Origin of the sequence: Gordonia prachuapensis (assembly GCF_036350515.1) — a bacterium.
Taxonomy (GTDB): Bacteria; Actinomycetota; Actinomycetes; order Mycobacteriales; family Mycobacteriaceae; genus Gordonia; species Gordonia prachuapensis.
This window is the reverse complement of the sequence record NZ_JAZDUE010000017.1, coordinates 90767-111164: the sequence shown is the minus strand read 5'-3', so window position 1 is coordinate 111164 and position 20398 is coordinate 90767. Positions and strand designations below refer to the sequence as shown.

The window sequence follows — 20398 nt, the reverse complement described above, 5'->3', positions numbered from 1 at the left end:
AGACCACGCGACCCGACACCTCAACCCGGCAGCCCCGACAGAAACGCTTCCACGGCACCGCGGTAGACGTCCGGCGCGTCGTCGTGCACGAGATGTCCCGCACCCGGGACCCGTAGATGATCTGCGCCTTGATGCATCGAGCACATGGTGCGCATCTGTCCCCGTGGCGTCACCGAGTTCTCCGCCTCGATCAGCAGCGCGGGAACGTCGACCGCGCGCCACTGCGCCCAGAAGTCACGCCCGGCCCACTCGTCGGCTATCCCGGTCCAGATCGGGAGTCGCCCGTGCAGACGTCCGTCGTCGAACGCCTCGTAGAAGTAGCGCCCGGCGACGACGCCGAAGAGCTCCTGCGCATGCCCGACCGACGTGAACCGCTCGGGCCAACTGTCGAACCACGGCGTCCAGTCCCGCGTGGTGTGGCCGCGGAAATCCGGCGCCATGTCCTCGATCACCAACGCCGACACCATCTCCGGGTACTGCGCGGCGGTGCACCACGCGTGCAGGCCCCCCATCGAATGACCGACGAGCACGGCGGGCCCCTGGTCGATCCAGACGAGGACCTCGGCGAGATCCGCGACGAACCGCTCGGTGGCGATCTCGGCGGGTCCGTCCGGTTCCGCGACGTCGGCCCCGGTGTGGAATGCGGCATCGAAGGTGAATACGCGGCCGTGGCGACGTAGCCACGGGATCTGCCGCCGCCACGTGCGACCACGCCCCATCAGACCGTGCAACAGCACGATCGGGCCGACACCGCGGACCGGATGGCCGTCGGGGCCGACCGGTCCGCCGTGGTCACGTAGGCCGATCTCGTTCGGCGCCACTCCCCCGTGCGAGGACCCGTCCGGTGACGCGGAATCGGCGACGAAGGTACTCACGGACTACAGGGTATGGCAGCGGAGCCGACTGTCAGGTGACCGCCGCGTCGGTGGTGACCCGCACCCGATCCGGATAGAACGCGACGTGTCCGGCAATGGGCGCGACGGCGTCGTACGGTTCGCGATAGACCCAGATCGCGTCGGCAGCCACTTCCTCTCCGACGACCAGGTCGTAGTAGTTGGCCTCACCCTTGTACGGGCAGTACGTCGTCGTCGCACTGTCGCGCAGCAACGTCCGGTCGACGTCGTCGAGCGGTATGTAGTGCACCGGCGGGTACGCCGCCTCGCGCAGTATCTTCGCGGAGGTGGTGTCGGCGACGACGACCTCTCCCACGCGAACGACCACCCTGCCGTCGTCCGGCGACACCGTGATCGGATGATCGTGCCCCGGTTGCAGTCTCTGGCGGGTCATACTTCCTCCGTTCACCATGAACTCGAGATCCCGTCATCCAGCATGCCAGTAGGCTGAGCGCATGTCTGTTGTGAAGATCAATGCGATCTCGGTTCCCGAGGGTGCCGGACCCGAGCTCGAGAAGCGTTTCGCCAATCGCGCCCACTCCGTGGACGGCTCCAAGGGGTTCCTCGGATTCCAGTTGCTCCGTCCGGTGAAGGGCGACGACCGCTACTTCGTGGTGACCCACTGGGAATCCGAGGAGGACTTCCAGGCCTGGGCCTCCGGACCGGCGCGCGAGGCGCACTCCGGCGAGCGCGCGAAACCCGTCGCGAGCGGTGCCGACCTGCTGGAGTTCGAGGTCGTGCTCGACGCCAAGCCGTCATCCTGAAGTCGCCGGTCGGGTCGTCGCCGGTCGGGACGTCGCCGATGAGCGGTTCGTTGTGAGCTCGTCGGTCGAGTCGCCGGTGACGCCCATGTTCCCGCTGGGCACCGCGCTTCTCCCCGGCGAGCCACTGCCGCTGCGCATCTTCGAGCCGCGCTACCGGCAGATGCTGGCCGACTGCCTCGGCCGGGCCGAGAAGTCCGACGCGGCAGGCTACTTCGGCGTGGTGTTGATCGCCCGCGGCCATGAGGTGGGCGGCGGCGACGTGCGCCACCAGGTCGGGACGTTCGCCCGCATCGACAACGTCCTGCGGCAGGCCGACGGCCGGGCTGCGCTCACCTGCACGGGAGCGGGCCGGTTCCGGGTCACCGAGTGGCTGCCAGACGACCCGTATCCGCGGGCGATCATCGAGGAGCTCGCGGAGCCGGTCATCGAGCCCGCCGACCATCCGAAGATCCTCGAGTTGCGTGATCGGCTCGGCGCGTTCGTCGCGGAGGTGGCCGAGACCCGTCCTGAGGCGGCACCCGCCGGTCTACCCGACTTCGAGGTCGACGAGGTGGTCGAGCACGGCCTCTTCGCGTGGACGACGCGACTGCCTATCGGTCCGGCCGATCGGCAGCGGCTTCTCGAGTGCGAGACGGTCGCCGACCAGGTGACAGTGCTCGATGACGTCGTCGACGGCCTGACCGCGATGATCCGCTTCGGACGGTGAGCCCAGGACACCCCTGGCCACAAAGTTAGAACGTGTTCTAGTATCGGATGTGGAGTAGTTCACACCCGACTCAGGAGCACATCTATGACCGAGACCGTCGAGTCCCGTCCGGCGTCCGCCCTCGTCGGCGCCGGTGACCAGCCACAACTGTTCATCGGTGGACAGTGGGTCGATCCGCACTCGACCGAGACGCTGGAGGTGCTCTCGCCGGCCACCGGGGAGCGCGTCGGTTCGGTTCCGCTCGCCGACGAGACCGACGTCGACACCGCGGTCGCGCGGGCCCGAGCGGCCTTCGACTCCGGCGTGTGGAGCGCCACCCCACCCGCCGATCGCGCGGCGGTCCTCAACCGCGCAGCCGACCTGATCAACGAGCGGTCCGCCGAGATCACCAATTTGGTGTCCGCGGAGATGGGTGCGACCCCCACCGACGTCGCCACGCTGCAACAGCTTCCGGCGACCGGCGTGCTCCAGGGTTACGCCGCCGCCGCGACCGACTTCCCGTGGGAGGAGAAGCGCACCGGCCTGTTCGGCGAGACCCTGGTGACCCGGGAAGCGGTCGGAGTCGTCGGCGCGATCATCGCGTGGAACGTCCCACTGTTCCTGCTGTGCAACAAGTTCGGCCCGGCACTCGCCGCGGGATGCTCGATCGTGCTGAAGCCGGCACCGGAGACGCCGCTCAACGCCAACCTGCTCGCGCAGCTCTTCGTCGAAGCCGGTGTGCCCGAAGGCGTCATCTCGGTGGTGCCGGGCGGACCGGCGACCGGTAAGGCCCTCGTCGAGCATCCTGACGTCGACAAGATCACCTTCACCGGGTCGACCGCAGCCGGCCGTGCGATCGCCGCCCGCTGTGGCGAGAACCTCAAGCGTTGCTCACTGGAACTCGGCGGGAAGTCGGCGGCAATCGTGCTCGACGACGTCGACCTGGAGGCCAACATCCACATGCTGGTGTTCTCGGCCGGCCTCATCAACGCCGGCCAGGCCTGTGTCGCGCAGACCCGCGTCCTCGTCCCCCGGTCGCGTCACGACGAGATCGTCGCGGCGATGGTGGAAACCGCCAAGACGTTCACGCCCGGACTGCCGACGGCCGAGGGCACCATGCTCGGGCCGATCATCACCGAGAAGCAGCGCGACAAGGTGGAAGGCTATGTGGCCAAGGGCAAGGAAGAGGGTGCCACGGCCGTCCTCGAGGGCACTCGCCCCGATGGCCTCGACAGTGGCTTCTACGTCACGCCGACGATCTTCACCGGCGTCACCAACGACATGACGATCGCGCGTGAGGAGATCTTCGGTCCGGTCATCAGCGTCATCGCCTACGACGACGTCGACGAGGCGGTCGCGATCGCCAACGACTCCGATTACGGCCTGGCCGGCTCGATCTGGACCGCCGACGTCGAGCGTGGTGTCGGGATCGCGAAGAAGATCCGCACCGGCACGCTCGGGATCAATTGGTACGCCATCGATCCCGCGTCACCGTTCGGCGGCTACAAGAACTCCGGCATCGGCCGCGAGAACGGCCGCGAGGGGCTCGAGTCCTACCTGGAACACAAGTCCATCCTCATGCCGATGGGATACACCTCCGAAGCCTGATCTCTCACAGGGGATATCGGGGCCGGTGACCGCGAGGTCGCCGGCCCCGGTTCTGTGTTGCGGCCCTTCGTGACCCTTCGATACGCTCGCAAGCTCGCTACTCAGGGAACAGCCCCCGACCCCTGAGGAGCCCCGGAGCGCTAGCGGAGGGGCGTCACGAAGGGACCACCTCCCGACCCCTGAGGAGCCCCGGAGCGCTAGCGGAGGGGCGTCACGAAGGGTCAGCCCGGAGGCGCGGACGGCGCAGGCGCCGGCAGCGGCACCGCACCCGGCGGCGGGGTGTCGGTCTGCTCGATGCGGCTACGGAAGGAATCGTCGGTGATCACGTCGATGGCCGTGATCATCCAGCGACCATCCTGCTGCACCATGTCGAAGGTGAGGCGGCTCGGGTCCACCCGGACGAGCTCTTTGCCACCGCGGGTGACCGACTGATTCATGAAGATCAGCACCTGAGAGGTGTTCTCGGTGTTGGTCACCACCCCGGCGTCCTGGATGGTCACCTCGGAGACGACGAGCTGCTTGCGCACCTCGTCGACGAGGTTGCTGTCGTTGACGAGATCCTCGTAGGTCGGTTTCGCCGCGCCGGTGAGCACCTGCATCGACTGCGCCACATGGTCTTCGACGTTGTCGGGGGTGTACCCGAACATCGTTGTGGCGTAGCCCTTCGCCGCCTGGAGCGACGAGTCGCGCGAGCTCTCGGTGAGCCGCAGCTCGTTGTACCGGTAGCCCAGAAAGCCTGCGACACAGACACATGCGATGGTCACGACGACGAGAGCGGCGGCGACGAGGCGGCGTGTGGTGAACTCCATCAGGTCACCCACTCGAAGTTCGTCATCTTCAGGTCGTCGTTGATGCGGGTCACCTGGACGCGCCAGCGGAACGTCTGCACGATGGTCTGTTCTTCCGGGTTCTCGGGTTTCATCTGCCATCCGTACACCAGGATGACCGTGCCCTCGTCGGGCGTGGCGTGGGTGACCGCGTCGGAGATCACGGTCGACTTCGTGTCGAGATCCTGATCGCGGACGAGGCTCACCGCCTGCTGCATGGACTCCTGCATCTGTTGGTGCGCACGGCCACTCGTGCGGTCTTCCAGAGCCTTCATCGCATCGTCGACGTTGTCGGCGTTCAGCGTCGTCAGGTTGACGACCATCTGACGGGCGAACGTCGAGTACTCCTGCCGCAGATCCTGCTCGTCGGTGATCCGGCCGATCCCGAGCGCGAACACCACCGCGGCGACGAGGCTGGTCACCAGCACGACCACGCACACCGCGCTGCCGACGATCCATCCGCGTGAGCGCTTCGCGCCGCGGTACCGCACCCCGCCGGGTGAGCCCGTGGTCCTGGTGTCGCGCGGACGCTTCTGCCGGCGACGCCGTCGTTCGCGATAGCCCAGGGTGCGCTCCGTCTCGGCGGGATCGGCCTCGATCTCGCCGACCCCGACGCCGCCGCCGTCGTCCTCGCCGACAGAACCCGATTTCTCGCCGACGGAATCCTCCGGCGCTCCGACCGGACCGTCGGTTGCCGCGGCCTGCTCCTCCGATGCGTTGACGTCGGCAACCGGTTCCGCTGACGCGGACGTCTCGGTGGGCGCGGCGTCGTCGGGACCGGGGTCATCCTTCGGGGTCGTCGACTCGGCCGGTGCGGTGTCACGTGCCGCCGGGCGGCGCGATCGGCGCAGTGGCGCCCGCCGGACCGGTCCGTCCCGACCGGCCCGCGGGTTCAGCCCTGCACTGTCTCGGTTATCAGACTCTGCCATGTGGTGTCGTGTCCTTGCGAATCCTGCCCGGTACCGGCGTTGTATGTCTTCCCATCCGGTCCGATGAAGTCTCCTGTCTTCGGATCGTACGTGGTGGCGTACACGGCGGGTCCGGGCTCGTGGTCGGTCGGGCTTCCGGGGGTGGTGTGACCGGCCGGCTCCGTCGGCAGCGGAAGGCCGAAGAGTCCGTTGGGGAACGGAACATTGGAGCCGGGTACCGGTTCGTATCCGTCCCGGCACTCCGCCGGTGTCGGGGCGCGTCGTCCGGGGAACTCGACGCATGGATAGTTGCGGGCGCCGCGGACCGCGATCTGCGCGTTCTGCGGGACGCGGCACAGCATGCCGGGCGGCAGTTCGCGGGCGTTCTGGGCCGACGGGAACCGCCAGTCCGAACGCGGAAGGTAGCCGAGGGTACAGGGCGGCGGGTCCTGGAAGCCCAGCGAGAACTGGACGCTGGGCCCGTAACGCGGATCACCGGCGTTGAGCGCGGTCAGCAGCGCGTCGATGAGTCGCGGGTAGATGACCAGGATCTGCTGGAGATTGGGCAGATACACCGCGAGGGTCTTCGACGCGACCCCCAGATTGGAGATCAGCAGCGGCAGTGTCTGATCCATCGACGCGAACAGCTGCTCGGCCTGCGATGTCGTCGTCGGCCCCTCGCGCAGCAGATCGGTGATCTCCGGGTTGTTGGCGCGCAGCTGATCGGTTGCCGCGGTGACGTCGGCGGTCCAGGCGCGGATGTCACCGGCCGTCGCCGACTGGGTGGCGAGCAGCGGACCCGCCTGCTTGACCAGTTCGATGGTCACGTCGGAGTTCTTGTCGGCGTCGTCGACGAGCAGGATCATCGAGTCGAGCAGCCGCCGGAGGTCCTCGGCGGTGCCGTTGAAGGCCGTGAACGCCTCGTCCATGAGCGCTCGCAGCTTCGTGTCGCCGACCTTGTCGAGCAGAGCGTTGGCCTGATCGAGCACCGACGAGATCTCCACCGGCACATCGTCGGTGGTGACCACGGAACCGTCGTGGAGAAAACCGTCGGGACCGTCTTCCTGAGGCGTGAACTCGACGTACTGTTCGCCGACCGCGGACACGCTGCGCACCGCCGCCGCCGACGACGCAGGGATCTTCGCGTCGCTGTTGATCGACAGGCCGGCCTGCACACCGCCCTCGGTGAGACGAACCGACTCGACCTTGCCGACGTTCACACCGCGGTAGCTGACGTTGGCGTTCTGATAGAGGCCGCCGGTACTGGGCAGGTTGAGTTCCACCTGGTAGCGGCCGATCCCGGCCATCGACGGCAACCGGACGTAGTAGATGGCCATCGCGACCATCGCCACCACGGTGACGATGGCGAAGATCGTCAACTGCATGCGGACGAATCCGGTGATCTTCATCAGTTGCCACCTCCCGCACCGGGAACCGGGGTGGCCGCTGTCGCCGGCACCGGTTCGTCGGAGTCGGGTCGTCGCTCGCCACCAGGCGTGAGCGGCGACGTGAACGGATCGAGACCCCGCTTGGCCGCACCCGCGGGTGTGCCGGTGACGCCCTCCGGCCCGACGATGCCGACCGAGCGGAACATGGTGCTGCTCAGGCCTTCGAAGGTGAGGTCGAGGACGAGGTCGGAGTTGACGTAGTCACCCTTGACGATGGTGGGGATGGCCTCCTCCAGGAACGGGAAGGTGAGCAGGATCTTCAGCGACCCGGGTAGGGCAGGTCCGGCGGCGGCGAGCTCGCCGAGCACCGGATCGAGGTTGGCGACGATCGTCTCGATGTCGTCGGTGTTGGCGTCGAGGACGTCGTTGGTGGTCTTCGAGAGCCGACCGAGTGAGTCGAGCGCGGTGACGAACTGCTCGCGCTGGTCGTTGAGGAGCCCGAGGATCGTCGGGGCGTCGGCCAGCGCGCGCTCCACCGTCGGGGCCTGCTCGTTGATGGTCGTGGTGAGGCGGTCGAGCCCCTCCATCGCGCGGATGATGTTGCCGGTCTGGGTGTCGAGGTCGGCGACGAGCTCGTTGAGCCGCGGGATGAGTTCGTGGATCTCCTCCTGGCGGTCACCGAAGATGGCGTCCATCTCGTGCACGATGTCGCCGAACTGCGAGAGCCCTCCGCCGTTGAGCACCACCGAGAGCGAGCTGAGCACCTGTTCGGTGGTCGGGTAGGAGCACCCGGTGACCTGCTGCGCCGACGTGATGTCGGGGACCGCAGGCGACATCGTCGGTTCGGCGATGTTGGTCGGCTCCGGACAGGCCGGTAGCGGGATCTGCTCGCCCGCGGCCATGTAACCCTCGAACTCGGCCGGTTCGACGATCTGCAGGTGGGTGGAACCGAGCACGCTGGTCATGCCGACCATCACGTGCGAACCGTTGGGTACCCGGACACCCTCCTCGAGCCGGATGTCGAGTTCGGCGTTCCAGTCGCGCACGTGGATCTGGCCGACGCTGCCGACCGTCACGTCGTCGATCATCACCGGCGCATTGGGAACGAGGCCCGCGGCGTTCGGGATGACCGCGCTGATCTGGTAGGCGCCGTTGCCGGTTCCCTGCGCACCGGGCACCGGAAGACTGTTGAGCCCGGAGAACCCGCACGCCGACGCCGCGACGATCACGGTGGCGAACACGAGCAGCAGCCGCGCCCGGCGCATCATCGGCCGGATCATCCTTCGGCCCCCCAGGGAACGAGGAGATCGCCGAGCGCGCCCCCGCCGTTGTCGCGGCGGGTCTGGGCGTCCTGCGCGCGCACGCCCGCCTGGGCGCGCTGCCGCACGCTCGCGTCCTGGTACGTGATCTGATCGGGAGTCGCGTTGATGCCGGTCACCGGGTTGGCCAGGAAGGGCGGGTAGGCCACCGCGATGCTCGACAGCATCGGCGCGAGGACGTCGACGCAGTGCTCGATGTCGGCCTGGCTCGTCCCGGGCCGGTTGTTGGCGTCCATCGTCCCGCAGAGCAGCGTGATCAGGTTGTTGCCCATCCCGAGGCCGAACACCCCGGACAACGACCCGGTCAGCGGGTTGTAGATGTTGTAGAAGTTCGCGAGCTGGTTCGGCGCCGAATGCAGCAGGCCGCGCAACTGTTCGTCCTTGTCGGCGAGGATCGTGGTGGTGTCGGCCAGTTTCGCCACAGACGATGTCAGCGCATCCCGGTTCTGTGCGATGAACCCCTGGATGTCGACCATGGCCGAATCGAGGTTGGTCAACGCACCGTCGAGCGCATCGGTGTTGTCGGCCAGGACGTCACCGACCGAGGCGATCCGGCCGTTGAACTGAACCAACTGCTGATGGCTGTCGGAGAGGGCGTCGGTGAGCTTCTGCAGGCTGCGGATGGTGGCGAACAAGTCGCCGCGGCCGGCCGCGAGGGTGTCCATGACGTCCGACAGCTCGGTGATCGACTGGTTGATCGCCTCGCCGTTTCCGTCGAGGTTCTGTTGCGCGACATCGATCGCCGTCGCTGCGGTTCCCGGCTTCGCGCCCTGTGGACCGACAGCCTCGGTGAGCATGCTCAGTTGCTTCTTCACGTCGTCCCACTCCATCGGGACCGCGGTGTGTTTCATCGGGATGGTGCCGCCGTCATCGAGCTGCGGGCCGTCGGCGTAGACGGGGGTGAGCTGGATGAATCGGCCGGACACCAGACTCTGCGCCACCACGACGGCCTTGGCGTCGAGTGGGATCGGGGTGTCGGCGTCGATCTGCAGGTCCACGCGGACATCGCCTTCACGCGGGGTGATCGACGTGACGTTGCCGACGTCCACCCCGAGGACCCGGACGGGGTCGCCGTCGTACAGGCCGGTGGCCGAGGGGAAGTACGCCGTCACCGTCTTCGTCGTCGCCCGGGTGAAGCCCAGGTACGCGGCCACCGCGACGAGGGCGATGAGTACAACGCCCGCGACGATCTGGATCACTCGCTTCGTCATCGCGTCACCCTCCTGCCTGTGGGGTCGTCGGCGGCGGGGGCGTCGGGTACGTGGCCGGCGGCGGTTTGGGCGAATCCGGTCGCGATCCGGCCGGGGGCGCCTCACTCCACGCCTGCGGCAACAGGGGGAACCCACTGTAGGAGAAGGCTTTCGCCGCCTCCGGATACTTCTGTCGCAGCACGTTCAGGAATGTGGAGGTGTAGTCGCCGAAGGTGGACACGCCCACGAGCGAGTCGAAGTTCGGCCCGCTGGCGACGGCCTCGCCGAGGGCATTCGCATACGGTCCGAGCCGGTCGATCGTCTGTCGCAGGCTCTGTTCGTTGTCGGTGAGAATGTCGAGGACGCCGTCCAGTTTGGTCAGCACCGGGGCGAGTTGTTCGTTGTTGTCCGCGATGAAACCGCTGATCTGGGCGGACACGTCGCGGGCCCCGGTGATCAGTTCCGCGATCGCCGCGCGTCGCATCTGCAGTTCGCCGAGAAGCGAATTCGCGTCGACGAGCAATCGGTTGATCTGCTGGTTTCGCTCGCCGAGGATCTCGGTGACGCTGTTGGCCTTGGCGAGCAGCTCACGCAGGGTGTTGTCCCGGTCGGCGATCGCCGCCGACAGCCGGCCGACCCCGTCGACCGCGTCCTGCACTTCGTCGGGGGTGTCGGAGAAGGCGGCGGACAGGGTGGTGAGTGCGTTGTTGAGTTCGTCGGTGTCGGTTTCCGACAACGTCGTCGTGGCGTCGTCGAGTGCGTCGGTGAGCGAGTAGGGCGCGATGGTGTTCTGGTTGGGGATCTCGCCACCCGGTTCGATGCGGCCGGTGCCGTGCGGCAGGATCGTCAGATTCCTTCTGCCGAGGACGGTCTCGGTCTTGATCGCGGCCTGCGTCTCGGCGCCCATGATGATGGTGTCGTTCATCCGGAAGGTGACCGCGGCCTTGGTCCCGTCGTCGGTGGGCGCGAGCGCGATGTTCTGGACGGTACCGACGTTCACGCCCGCGACGGTGACGATGTCGCCGGTGACCAGGCCGCCCGCGTCGTCGAAATAGGCCGTGTAGGAACTGATCGGCGACAGGTAGGGCAACCGGTCCATCTGCAGGGCGACGACGATCACCAACGCGGTGACGACCACACCGATGACCCCGATGCCGGCGCGACTGCGTCCGCCCCGCTTGGCCTCGCGGGAGACGTCGGCCTCGGTCGACTCGCTGCGCTGGCTGCTGAAGAGCCTGCCGAATGGTCCGGTCACTGCGACGCACACCTCCCGCCTGCCTTGGTGGTATCACCCATCACGTCGTTGGACGTGAAGAAGTATTGCTTGCCGCCGGGACCGGTGAGCAACAACCGGATTCGGCAGAAGTAGATCTGCAGCCACGCGCCGTAGCTGCCGAGGTTGGACAGCTTCTTATAGTCGTTGGGCAGCCGTGGGATCAGCGACCGCAGGTACGGTTCGGCGTTGAGCAACTCCTGCGAGGCGGTTCCCGTGTTGGCCACCATCTGCTGCAGGTCGGGGCGGGTCGTCTGCAACAGGTCGGCGAGCCCGTTGGTCACCTTGGAGGTCTGTGTCAGCGAGTTGCCGATGACGCCCCGTTGGGCGGCTAGCCCGGACGCCAATTGCTGCAGTTGGTCGATGCTGCTGTCGAGGCCCGCCCGGTCGCCGTCCAGGGTGCCCAGGGTGTCGTTCAGATTGTCCACGACCTCCCCGATGAGTTGATCCCGGTCGGCCAGCGCGCCGGTGAACGAGGCGGTGTCGGCGAGCAATTCGTTCAGCGCCGGGCCCTGCCCCTGGAACACCGCGACGAGTGACGCCGAGAGTTCGTTCACCTCATCGGGATTCAACGTCCGGAACAGCGGCTTGAAACCGCCGAGGAGTTTGTCGAGGTCCAGCGCCGGCTCGGTCTGGTCGATCGGGATCCGGCCACCGGGCGAGAGCTGGTCGCCGGCGTCCCCGGAGCCCTGCTGCAACTCGAGATACCGGTCGCCGGTGAGGTTCTCGTAGCGGATCAGCGCCCGCACGGATGCCGGCAGCTGATACTCCCGGTCCACCGAGAACTCGACGTCGGCCTCGTTGTCGCGGGTGAGTGATATCCCGGACACCTGGCCGACCTCGACGCCGGCGATCTTCACCTTGCTGCCCGGCTTCATCGCCGACGCACTGGTGAACAGTGCGTGATAGTCGTCGGACTTGCCGGAACGGTAGTTGCTGAACACCACCACCAAGCCGACGAACACCATCAGCATCACCACGGCGAACGCGCCGAGCTTGATGAGGGTTGCGCGAAACGCGCGTGCACGGTTATCCACGTTCCGGCTCCCCGAACAAGAGTTGGAACAGTTTCTGGCGGTTGGCCTTCGGTTGGGTGCGCGGCTGGTACGGCACCGGCGCGTTGTCGGCGACGTAGAAGTCCGAGTGCACCTTCGTGGTGGGATCGCTCAGGCCGCCGGCGCAGGTCGGCGGACCTGCGGCGTCCACGCGCGGGAGGTTCTCCGGATATCGGTAGGGCTCCTTACCCGGAAGCACACCCGCGTAGAGCAACAGATTGCCGTTCTTGCCTCCGAAGTACGGCTTGGCGAGATCCGCCGACACCGCCGATGTGGTCAGGAAGCATTTGATGCCGGGCGACTGGTAGCCGAGCAGTTGCGACACGGGATCGAGATTGCTCAGCGCGGAGATCAGCGTCTGCTTGGACGGCGCGAGTTCGCCGTTGATGGTGTTGGCCATCCCGGTCGCGTTGATGAGCAGCGCATCGAGGTTCGCCGAGTTGTCGACGAGGGTGTTCCCCAGATAGGTCAGATTGTCGACGGAGCGCATCAGGTCGGGCATCGCGTCGGCGTAGACGTTCGTCGACGTGGCCGTCTGTCGGATCAACTCGTTCAACTCGGGCAGGTACTCGTTGGTCTCCTCGAGCAGGTTCGACAGTTGCTCGAGGCCCGCGCCGATCCGCTCGCCGTTGCCGGCCAACGCGGTGTTGACCGCACCGACAACGGAATTGAGTTTCTCCGGCTGGATCTCCGCGAGCACGTAGACCAGTTGCTGGAAGACGGTGTTGAGTTCGACGACGACGTGGTCGGCGGTGATGGTCTGGTCGGGTCGCAACTGCCCGCTCGGTCCGGACTCCGGAACCACGAAGTTGACCGCCTTGGCGCCGAACACCGTGTTGGACTTGATGTCCGCGGTGACGTTGCCCGGGATCTGCGACATCTGGTCGGAGTCGATGCTCAATGTGAGCACCGCCTGCCCGCCGCCCTCGTCGATCGACTCGACCCGACCCACGGGCACACCCCGTAGGCGCACCTTCGCGTCGGGGCTCATCACCAGACCGGCCCTCGGCGCCTCCAGGGTCACCGTCTCCGTCGATGCGAACCAGCCGAGGAACTGGCCCGAGGCCGCGGAGATGATGGCGACGAGCCCGCCCACCATGATGACCGCGGCGATCCGTCGGGTCGCCCTGCTGCGTTCCTGTCGTCGTGCCATGTGTGCGTCGGCCCTATCCCGCCAGGTTGAACTTGCCGTCGACGCCATAGATGGCGAGGGAGGTGAGCAGGGTGATCACCACGACCACGACCAGGGACGCGCGCACGGCGTTGCCGACCGCGACGCCGACGCCGACCGGTCCGCCGGATGCGTTGTAGCCGTAGTAGGTGTGGATCAGCATCACGGCCACCGCCATGCAGATCGCCTGCACGAACGACCACATGATGTCGGACGGGATGAGGAAGGTGTTGAAGTAGTGGTCGTACACGCCCGGCGATTGACCGTAGAGGATCACCGTGGCGAACCGGCTCGCCAGGAAGGACGCGAGGGAGGCGAGTGAGTACAGCGGGATGATCGCGATGAGCCCGGCGACGATGCGTGTACTGACGAGGTAGGGAATCGACGAGATCGCCATCGTCTCCAGCGCGTCGATCTCCTCGCTCACCCGCATCGCGCCCAGCTGAGCCGTTGCGCCCGCGCCGATCGTGGCGGCCAGGGCGATACCGGCGATCACCGGGACCGCGATACGCACGTTGATGAACGCGGAGAAGAAGCCGGTGAGCGCCTCGACGCCGATGTTGGCCAGCGAACTGTAGCCCTGCACGGCGATCGTGCCGCCGGTGAACAGCGTCAGGAAGCCCACCACCACGACCGTGCCGCCGATCATCGCCAGAGCGCCGGTGCCCATGGAGATCTCGGCGATCAGCCGCAGGGTCTCCTTCTTGTAGTGCTTGAGGGCACGCGGGATCGCGATGATGCTGTCCCAGTAGAACAGCGCCTGGTCGCCGATCTGGTCCCAGTCCTCACCGGCCCGCTTGACGGCGACTCGGGCGGTGCGGAAACGAGTCGTGAACGGAAGTACCATCGCTCAGCCCGCCGTCGCTTTGAGACCCACCGCGGTGACGACCACGTTGACCACGAACAACGCCATGAACGAGTAGACGACCGTCTCGTTGACCGCGTCGCCGACGCCCTTCGCGCCGCCCTTCACGTTCAGTCCCTGATAGCAGCCCACCATCCCGGCGAACAGCCCGAACAGGGCGGCCTTGACCATCGAGATCATCAGCTCGCCGAATCCGGTGAGCAACGTGAGGTTGGCGATGAACGCTCCGGGGTTCACGTCCTGCAGGAACACCGAGAACATGAAGCCGCCGCCGATACCGATCGTGCAGACGAGGCTGTTCAGCAGGATCGCGACCCCGGTCGAGGCGATGATGCGGGGCACCACCAGCCGATGGATCGGGTTGATGCCGAGGACCTTCATCGCGTCGATCTCTTCGCGGATGGTTCGCGCTCCGAGGTCGGCACAGATCGCGGTCGCGCCGGCGCCGGCGACGATCAGCACCGTGACGATCGGCCCGATCTGGGTGATGGTGCCGAGTGCCGCTCCGGCCCCGGACAGGTCCTGCGCACCGATCTCACGAAGGAGGATGTTCAGGGTGAAGCTGACGAGAACCGTGAACGGGATCGCGACGAGGAGCGTGGGAACCATCGACACCCGAGCGATCGCCCACGACTGCTCGACCGTCTCGCGCCACTGGAATGGACGATGGAACAGCTCACGGGACGACTCCACCCCCAGCGCGACGAAGTCGCCGACGCCTGCCATGGGCGTCGCGAGCTTCTCGAACACCAACACTCCTAACCCCCCGGGAAGATCCCCGTCGTAGTGTTCGCCCCGTCGAACATCGCGAACCTATCACGCACCAGGCGACCGAATTGGTCAGTCGACCAGTTCACTCGCCGAGAAAGAACGCGCCGCGTCGCGACCGGCAAAATAGCTGGTCAGCGTTTTGGTCAGGTCGGCGGGCTCCCACGCATCCCCGACCGCGGTGAAGGTCTCCTCGACCGTCGGCGCGGCCATCAACATCACCTCGCCGCCGTAGGCGACGAACACCTGTCCGCTGACGTTGTCCGCCTCCGGACCGGCCAGATACCGGACCAAGGTGACGACGTGTTCCGGCGACAGCGGGTCCACGCCGTCGGCCGGAGCGTCACCGAACACATCGGAGGTCATCGACGTCCGCGCCCGCGGGCAGATGGCGTTGGCCTTGACGCCGTAGCGCGCGAGCGCCCGAGACGCGGACACGGTCAGCGCGATGATCCCCGACTTGGCCGCGGCATAGTTCGCCTGGCCCCCGGGGCCGAGCAGACCCGCCTCGGACGCGGTGTTGATCAGTCGCCCGTAGACGGGGCCAGCGGCGGCTTTCGACGCGGCCCGCCAATGGCTCGCCGCATTCCGGTTCAGCAGGAAGTGCCCCCGCAGGTGCACCCGGATGACGAGGTCCCATTCGTCGTCGGTCATGTTGAACAGCATCTTGTCCCGGGTGATCCCGGCGTTGCTCATGACGACGTCGAGGCCGCCGAGATCCTCGGTGGCCGTGCGCATGATCTCCGTCGCGGTGGCCGATTCCGAGATGTCCCCGGCCACCGGAACTGCCCGCCCGCCGGCCGACGTGATCACGTCGATCACATCGCTGGCGTCCAGCGAGCTCGCCAGATCGTTCACGATCACCGTTGCGCCGTCGGTGGCCAGACCGATGGCCTCGGCCCGACCGAGCCCCCCGCCGGCGCCGGTGACCACCGCGACACGTCCGTCCAACGACCCGCCCACGCGACTCCCTTTCGCCGAAGCTGCAAAAACTAGAACCTGTTCTAGCACGAACGCGCGCGGACCGGAACCGATTGGTCAGAATCGGTCGATCGACCTCATTCGAGCGACAGGGCGGACTTGGGGCAGCTGGCCACCACCTGACGCATTTCCTCTTCGCGCTCCGCCGGGACCTCTTCCTTGTGAATCACCAGGTAGTCGTCGTCGTCAAGGTCGAAGACATCCGGCGCCATGCCCACGCACACGGCGTTGGACTCGCACAGGTCGAAATCTGCCTTGATTCGCATACCGAACTCCTTCTACCGACGTGTCGTCTGGTTGACGGGCTGTGTTCTACAGGTTAGAACGTGTTTCAGAAGTTGGCGAGCGTGTGTTCGCCGCCACACGGCTGTCCACTATGACACGGAGACCCCGATGCGTATCGCCTACACCGACCAGCAAGACGACCTCCGCCGTGAGTTGCGATCGTATTTCGCCTCGCTGATGACCGCCGAACGTCGCGCCGCCCTCCTCGGTGGGGACGGCGAGCTCGGTGAGGGCGATGCCTACCGCGACGTCGTGGCCCAGATGGGCGCCGACGGGTGGCTGGCGCTGGGCTGGCCCACGGAGTTCGGCGGCCAGAACCGGTCGATGATGGATCAGCTGATCTTCACCGACGAGGCCGCGATCGCCGGGGCGCCGGTGCCGTTCCTGACCATCAACTCGGTGGCGCCGACGATCATGCACTACGGCACCGACGAGCAGAAGGCGTTCTTCCTGCCGAAGATCGCGGCGGGTCAGCTGCACTTCTCCATCGGATACTCCGAGCCCGGCGCCGGCACCGACCTGGCCGCGCTGCGCACGACGGCGATCCGCGACGGCGACGACTACGTCATCAACGGCCAGAAGATGTGGACCAGCCTGGTCCCCTACGCCGACTACATCTGGCTGGCCTGCCGAACCGATCCCGCCACCCTCGAGCCCGGCGGAAAGAAGCACAAGGGCATCTCGATGATCATCGTGCCCACCACGGCCGAGGGGTTCAGCTACACACCGGTGCACACGATGTCGGGCGTCGACACCAGCGCCACCTACTACCAGGACGTGCGGGTGCCCACGAGCGCACGGGTCGGCGACGAAGGCGGCGGCTGGCCGCTGGTCACCAACCAGCTCAACCACGAGCGGGTGGCGCTGTGCAGTGCCGCGCCGATCCAGACCGCGCTGCGCGAGACCATCGAGTGGGCCCAGCACACCAAGACCGGTGACGGCCAGCGGGTGATCGATGCGCCGTGGGTGCAGACCAACCTCGCGCGGGTGCACGCCAAGGTCGAGTTCCTGAAGCTGATCAACTGGAAGATCGCCTCCATCGCAGCCTCCGGCGGTTCACCGAGCCCGGCCGACGCGTCGGCGACCAAGGTGTACGGCACCGAGTTCGCCACCGAGGCCTACCGGCTGCTGATGGAGGTCGTCGGCCCCGCGGCGACACTGCGCCAGGGCTCGCCCGGTGCTCACCTCAACGGTCGTCTCGAACGCTTCCAGCGCACCTCGTTGATCCTCACCTTCGGTGGCGGCACCAACGAGATCCAACGCGACATCATCGGGATGCTCGCGCTCGGTCTGCCCGCCGCCCGACGATGATTCCCCCAACCGCTGGTCCCCCATCCGCCGGTCCCCCCAACCGCTGGTCCCCATCCGCTGGTCGAGTAGCCCGAGCCGCTAGGCGAGGGCGTATCGAGACCCCCCATCCGCTGGTCGAGTAGCCCGAGCCGCTAGGCGAGGGCGTATCGAGACCCCCCATCCGCTGGTCGAGTAGCCCGAGCCGCTAGGCGAGGGCGTATCGAGACCCGGTGACCCAACAACCACAACCACAACCACACCCCCTACCCACCGAAAGCCACCACCATGGACTTCACCCTTCCCGAATCCGCCGACGACGTCCGTGGTCTCGCCCGCGACATCGCCACCAAGGTCAGCACCGACGACCGGGTCGCCGAGCTGGAGACCGCCGACGCCCCGATGGACGCCGACCTCTGGCGTGAACTGGGCGCCGCGGGTCTGCTCGGTCTCGAGCTCACCTCGGCGGCGGTCGGCGAGAAGGGAGGCGACCTGACCGCGGTGGAGAACGCTCTCGTCGCCGAGGAGCTCGGCCGAGCGCTGGCCCGGGTCCCGTTCGGGGCGCACGCATTCGCGGCGCTGCCGGTGATCGCCGGTCGGGGCTCCGCAACTCTCCGCGAGCAGACGTTGGCCCCCGGCGCGGCAGGCGACCTCGTCCTCACCGTCGCATTCGAGGAGGATCGCGGTACCGACCCGACCACCCCGACCGCGACGCTGACGGCGACCGACGCACCCGGCACCCTCAACGGGACCAAGGTCAATGTGCCCTACGCATCGGCCGCGGATATCTTCGTGGTCAACGCGATCGGCCCCGACGGTCCGCTGGCCGTCGTGATCCGTGCCGACGACGACGGGGTCTCGATCACCCCCACCCAGTCGACCGGTAAGACGCCGACCGCCCAGGTCGACTTCACCGATGTGACCGTCGATCCCGACCGCATCCTCGACGGTGGCGCGGCGGCGGTGCTCGACGTCGCGGACCGGTTCTCCCTCGCGGTGTCCGCGGATCAGGTCGGCGTGGTGACGCGCGCGCTCGAGTTGACCGCCGAATACGCCCGGGAGCGTGAGCAGTTCGGCCGCGCGATCGGATCTTTCCAGGCCGTGGCGCAGCGCCTCGCCGACGGCTACATCGACGCTCAGGGTCTCTCCTTGACCACCACCCAGGCGGTGTGGATGTTGTCGAACGCCTCGGCATCCGACCGCCCCGACGACGGAGAGTTGCGGACCGCGGTCGCCACCGCCAAGTTCTGGGCCGCGGAGGCCGGCCACCGGGTCGCGCACACCGCCGTCCACGTCCACGGCGGCGTCGGCCTGGACACCAGTCATCCGCTACACCGCTACTTCCTGCGCGCCAAGCAGAACGAATTCACCTGCGGTTCGGCGCCTCTGGTCCTTCGATCGATCGGCGGCGAACTGGCCGCCGCACCGGTGTGACACTCGCCGAACTGTTCGCCGCGGTCGCCGACGTCGACGACCGCGGACTTCACCACGGCGACGAGTTCGTGTCGTGGCGCGACCATGTCGCGGCCTCCCGGGCACGCGGAGAGGCGGTGCGCGCCCTGTTGCCGGACGACGCCGCACCGCATGTGGGTGTGCTCATGGAGAACTCGCCGGAGTTCAGTTATCTCCTCGGGGCCGCCGCCCTCGGATCGTTCGTGCTCGTCGGCCTCAACACCACGCGCCGCGGCGCGGCGCTCGCCGCCGACATCGAGCGTTCCGACTGCCAGATCGTGCTGACCGACAAGCGTTCCCGTCGTCTGCTCGACGGTGTCGAGCTCGGGGTGCCGGTGATCTCGATACGCGACTCACTCCGTTCGCCGCTACTCGATCAACGGGAGGAGCAACTCGATCAACGGGAGGACGAGACCCCCGCACCCGACGACCTGATGATGCTGATCTTCACTTCCGGCACCACCGGAGACCCGAAGGCCGTTCGCTGCACCCAGCGGAAGTTCGCGGAGAGCGGCGCGATGCTCGCCGACCGTTTCGACATCGACAGCGACGACGTCGTCTACCTCTCGATGCCGATGTTCCATTCCAATGCCGTCATCGCGGGATGGTCGGTGGCGTTGGCCGGCGGCGCATCCGTTGCACTGCGAGACCGCTTCTCCGCGAGCGGTTTTCTCCCCGACGTACGACGGTACGGAGTCACGTTCGCCAACTATGTCGGCAAGCCACTGAACTACATCCTCGCCACCCCGGAACGGCCGGACGACGCCGACAACACGCTCCGCGTCATGTACGGAAACGAGGCGTCGGCGCGCGATCGTGAGCGATTCGCCCGACGCTTCGGGTGTCGGGTCGTCGACGGGTTCGGTTCCACCGAGGGCGGTGTCGCGATCACCCGCACCCCGGACACCCCGCCGGATGCGTTGGGGCCGCTTCGGCCGCCGACGGCGCTCGTGGACCCCGACACCGGCGAACCGGTACCCACCGGCACGGTCGGCGAGATCGTCAACACCTCTGGGCCGGGATTGTTCAGTGGCTATCACAACGACCCGAAAGCATCCGACGAACGCATGCGGGGCGGGATGTACCACACCGGCGACCTCGCCTGGGTGGACGACGACGGCTACCTCCATTTCGCCGGCCGCGTCGACGACTGGCTGCGCGTCGACGGCGAGAACCTCGGCACCGGACCCATCGAACGAATTCTCCTGCGGCATCCGATGGTTCGTCAGGTCGCGGTCTACGGTGTGCCGGTGGAGATCGGCGACGAGATCGAGGCGGTTCTGGTGGTCGACGGCGACGTGTCCGCAGACGACTTCACCGGGTTCCTGCAGAGCCAGACCGACCTCGGCCCCAAGCAATGGCCGCACCGTGTGCGTCTGACCCATGACCTGCCGGACACCGCGACGTTCAAGACGGTCAAGCGACACCTCCGCGACGACGCGATCCCACCGACCTGGACCCGGCCGATCGGCGAATTCCGCTACGTAGTGAGCCGAACGACGCCGGATCGACAAGCACCCGAAAAATCAGTTGACCCCGCGTCGGCGCGGCAATAGTGTCCGCCCCCATGGGAAACGCACGCATGGCACTCGTTCGGCTCCGTCGCACATAGCGGCGAGCCGACACTCTCACAACCTCTCTTCGGTTGACCGGGTCGGCCGCCCAGGTAGCTCCTCACC

The 20398-nt window shown here is 67.2% G+C and carries 20 protein-coding genes; 6 read left to right on the top strand and 14 right to left on the bottom strand.

The features are described from left to right. Positions 1–20: 20 nt before the first annotated feature. Both V1Y59_RS19245 and V1Y59_RS19240 read right to left on the bottom strand, forming a co-directional pair. On the bottom strand, positions 21–821 hold the full coding sequence (locus V1Y59_RS19245) for an alpha/beta fold hydrolase (protein WP_431309233.1): 801 nt from the start codon (positions 819–821) through the stop codon (positions 21–23). An 85-nt stretch (positions 822–906) separates the two neighbouring features. Continuing rightward, positions 907–1287, bottom strand: coding sequence for a DUF427 domain-containing protein (locus tag V1Y59_RS19240; RefSeq protein WP_330506620.1), 381 nt, complete (start codon positions 1285–1287; stop codon positions 907–909). A gap of 61 nt (positions 1288–1348) precedes the next feature. Between V1Y59_RS19240 and V1Y59_RS19235 the strand changes: the two genes are divergently transcribed. The 3 genes from V1Y59_RS19235 to V1Y59_RS19225 all read left to right on the top strand — a co-directional run bounded on the left by V1Y59_RS19235 (position 1349) and on the right by V1Y59_RS19225 (position 3950). Further along, positions 1349–1657, top strand: a complete 309-nt coding sequence (locus V1Y59_RS19235) for an antibiotic biosynthesis monooxygenase family protein (protein ID WP_330506618.1) — start codon at positions 1349–1351, stop codon at positions 1655–1657. A gap of 52 nt (positions 1658–1709) precedes the next feature. Further along, positions 1710–2363 carry an LON peptidase substrate-binding domain-containing protein gene (locus V1Y59_RS19230; protein ID WP_431309230.1) on the top strand — a complete coding sequence of 218 codons (654 nt, stop codon included), beginning with the start codon at positions 1710–1712 and terminating at the stop codon, positions 2361–2363. A gap of 84 nt (positions 2364–2447) precedes the next feature. Next, positions 2448–3950: an aldehyde dehydrogenase gene (locus tag V1Y59_RS19225; protein WP_330506617.1), complete on the top strand. Its 1503-nt coding sequence runs from the start codon at positions 2448–2450 to the stop codon at positions 3948–3950. A gap of 221 nt (positions 3951–4171) precedes the next feature. On the opposite strand, the gene V1Y59_RS19220 is transcribed toward V1Y59_RS19225, so the two are convergent. The 12 genes from V1Y59_RS19220 to V1Y59_RS19165 all read right to left on the bottom strand — a co-directional run bounded on the left by V1Y59_RS19220 (position 4172) and on the right by V1Y59_RS19165 (position 15961). Continuing rightward, positions 4172–4759 (bottom strand): hypothetical protein, encoded by a 588-nt coding sequence (locus V1Y59_RS19220; RefSeq protein WP_330506615.1) that lies wholly within the window; start codon positions 4757–4759, stop codon positions 4172–4174. After that, positions 4759–5706, bottom strand: a complete 948-nt coding sequence (locus V1Y59_RS19215) for a hypothetical protein (RefSeq protein ID WP_330506613.1) — start codon at positions 5704–5706, stop codon at positions 4759–4761. The genes V1Y59_RS19220 and V1Y59_RS19215 overlap by 1 nt, the downstream gene beginning before the upstream one ends. Further along, positions 5670–7094: an MlaD family protein gene (locus tag V1Y59_RS19210; protein WP_330506610.1), complete on the bottom strand. Its 1425-nt coding sequence runs from the start codon at positions 7092–7094 to the stop codon at positions 5670–5672. The genes V1Y59_RS19215 and V1Y59_RS19210 overlap by 37 nt, the downstream gene beginning before the upstream one ends. Continuing rightward, positions 7094–8353, bottom strand: coding sequence for an MlaD family protein (locus V1Y59_RS19205; RefSeq protein ID WP_431309229.1), 1260 nt, complete (start codon positions 8351–8353; stop codon positions 7094–7096). The genes V1Y59_RS19210 and V1Y59_RS19205 overlap by 1 nt, the downstream gene beginning before the upstream one ends. Continuing rightward, complete coding sequence (locus V1Y59_RS19200) at positions 8350–9603, bottom strand: MCE family protein (RefSeq protein WP_330506608.1); 1254 nt, start codon at positions 9601–9603, stop codon at positions 8350–8352. The genes V1Y59_RS19205 and V1Y59_RS19200 overlap by 4 nt, the downstream gene beginning before the upstream one ends. A 4-nt stretch (positions 9604–9607) precedes the next feature. Then, positions 9608–10837, bottom strand: coding sequence for an MCE family protein (locus V1Y59_RS19195; RefSeq protein ID WP_330506606.1), 1230 nt, complete (start codon positions 10835–10837; stop codon positions 9608–9610). Next, positions 10834–11892 carry an MCE family protein gene (locus V1Y59_RS19190; RefSeq protein ID WP_330506604.1) on the bottom strand — a complete coding sequence of 353 codons (1059 nt, stop codon included), beginning with the start codon at positions 11890–11892 and terminating at the stop codon, positions 10834–10836. The genes V1Y59_RS19195 and V1Y59_RS19190 overlap by 4 nt, the downstream gene beginning before the upstream one ends. After that, positions 11885–13063 carry an MCE family protein gene (locus V1Y59_RS19185; RefSeq protein ID WP_330506602.1) on the bottom strand — a complete coding sequence of 393 codons (1179 nt, stop codon included), beginning with the start codon at positions 13061–13063 and terminating at the stop codon, positions 11885–11887. The genes V1Y59_RS19190 and V1Y59_RS19185 overlap by 8 nt, the downstream gene beginning before the upstream one ends. Positions 13064–13076: 13 nt before the next feature. Next, complete coding sequence (locus V1Y59_RS19180) at positions 13077–13928, bottom strand: MlaE family ABC transporter permease (RefSeq protein ID WP_330436103.1); 852 nt, start codon at positions 13926–13928, stop codon at positions 13077–13079. Positions 13929–13931: 3 nt separating this feature from the next. Beyond that, positions 13932–14672 (bottom strand): MlaE family ABC transporter permease, encoded by a 741-nt coding sequence (locus V1Y59_RS19175; protein WP_431309232.1) that lies wholly within the window; start codon positions 14670–14672, stop codon positions 13932–13934. 114 nt (positions 14673–14786) lie between these two features. Beyond that, positions 14787–15677 carry a 3-oxoacyl-ACP reductase gene (locus tag V1Y59_RS19170; RefSeq protein WP_330506600.1) on the bottom strand — a complete coding sequence of 297 codons (891 nt, stop codon included), beginning with the start codon at positions 15675–15677 and terminating at the stop codon, positions 14787–14789. Between the two features lie 95 nt (positions 15678–15772). Next, positions 15773–15961 carry a ferredoxin gene (locus V1Y59_RS19165; protein ID WP_330436108.1) on the bottom strand — a complete coding sequence of 63 codons (189 nt, stop codon included), beginning with the start codon at positions 15959–15961 and terminating at the stop codon, positions 15773–15775. Positions 15962–16088: 127 nt separating this feature from the next. On the opposite strand from V1Y59_RS19165, the gene V1Y59_RS19160 reads away from it, so the two are divergent. The 3 genes from V1Y59_RS19160 to V1Y59_RS19150 all read left to right on the top strand — a co-directional run bounded on the left by V1Y59_RS19160 (position 16089) and on the right by V1Y59_RS19150 (position 20275). Continuing rightward, a complete protein-coding gene (locus V1Y59_RS19160) occupies positions 16089–17291 on the top strand; it encodes an acyl-CoA dehydrogenase family protein (RefSeq protein WP_330506598.1) in 1203 nt (400 codons plus the stop codon). 264 nt (positions 17292–17555) lie between these two features. Continuing rightward, positions 17556–18701, top strand: coding sequence for an acyl-CoA dehydrogenase family protein (locus V1Y59_RS19155; protein ID WP_330506596.1), 1146 nt, complete (start codon positions 17556–17558; stop codon positions 18699–18701). Further along, on the top strand, positions 18698–20275 hold the full coding sequence (locus V1Y59_RS19150; RefSeq protein WP_330506594.1) for a long-chain-fatty-acid--CoA ligase: 1578 nt from the start codon (positions 18698–18700) through the stop codon (positions 20273–20275). The genes V1Y59_RS19155 and V1Y59_RS19150 overlap by 4 nt, the downstream gene beginning before the upstream one ends. Positions 20276–20398 lie beyond the last annotated feature (123 nt).

Excerpts from the sequence above, each read along its gene's own strand:
- V1Y59_RS19205 (WP_431309229.1), bottom strand. The coding sequence starts at position 8,353 with ATGATCCGGCCGATGATGCGCCGGGCGCGGCTGCTGCTCGTGTTCGCC.
- V1Y59_RS19165 (WP_330436108.1), bottom strand. The coding sequence starts at position 15,961 with ATGCGAATCAAGGCAGATTTCGACCTGTGCGAGTCCAACGCCGTGTGC.
- V1Y59_RS19235 (WP_330506618.1), top strand. The coding sequence starts at position 1,349 with ATGTCTGTTGTGAAGATCAATGCGATCTCGGTTCCCGAGGGTGCCGGA.
- V1Y59_RS19160 (WP_330506598.1), top strand. The coding sequence starts at position 16,089 with ATGCGTATCGCCTACACCGACCAGCAAGACGACCTCCGCCGTGAGTTG.
- V1Y59_RS19180 (WP_330436103.1), bottom strand. The coding sequence starts at position 13,928 with ATGGTACTTCCGTTCACGACTCGTTTCCGCACCGCCCGAGTCGCCGTC.
- V1Y59_RS19155 (WP_330506596.1), top strand. The coding sequence starts at position 17,556 with ATGGACTTCACCCTTCCCGAATCCGCCGACGACGTCCGTGGTCTCGCC.
- V1Y59_RS19200 (WP_330506608.1), bottom strand. The coding sequence starts at position 9,603 with ATGACGAAGCGAGTGATCCAGATCGTCGCGGGCGTTGTACTCATCGCC.
- V1Y59_RS19210 (WP_330506610.1), bottom strand. The coding sequence starts at position 7,094 with ATGAAGATCACCGGATTCGTCCGCATGCAGTTGACGATCTTCGCCATC.
- V1Y59_RS19175 (WP_431309232.1), bottom strand. The coding sequence starts at position 14,672 with ATGGCAGGCGTCGGCGACTTCGTCGCGCTGGGGGTGGAGTCGTCCCGT.
- V1Y59_RS19225 (WP_330506617.1), top strand. The coding sequence starts at position 2,448 with ATGACCGAGACCGTCGAGTCCCGTCCGGCGTCCGCCCTCGTCGGCGCC.
- V1Y59_RS19215 (WP_330506613.1), bottom strand. The coding sequence starts at position 5,706 with ATGGCAGAGTCTGATAACCGAGACAGTGCAGGGCTGAACCCGCGGGCC.
- V1Y59_RS19220 (WP_330506615.1), bottom strand. The coding sequence starts at position 4,759 with ATGGAGTTCACCACACGCCGCCTCGTCGCCGCCGCTCTCGTCGTCGTG.
- V1Y59_RS19240 (WP_330506620.1), bottom strand. The coding sequence starts at position 1,287 with ATGACCCGCCAGAGACTGCAACCGGGGCACGATCATCCGATCACGGTG.
- V1Y59_RS19185 (WP_330506602.1), bottom strand. The coding sequence starts at position 13,063 with ATGGCACGACGACAGGAACGCAGCAGGGCGACCCGACGGATCGCCGCG.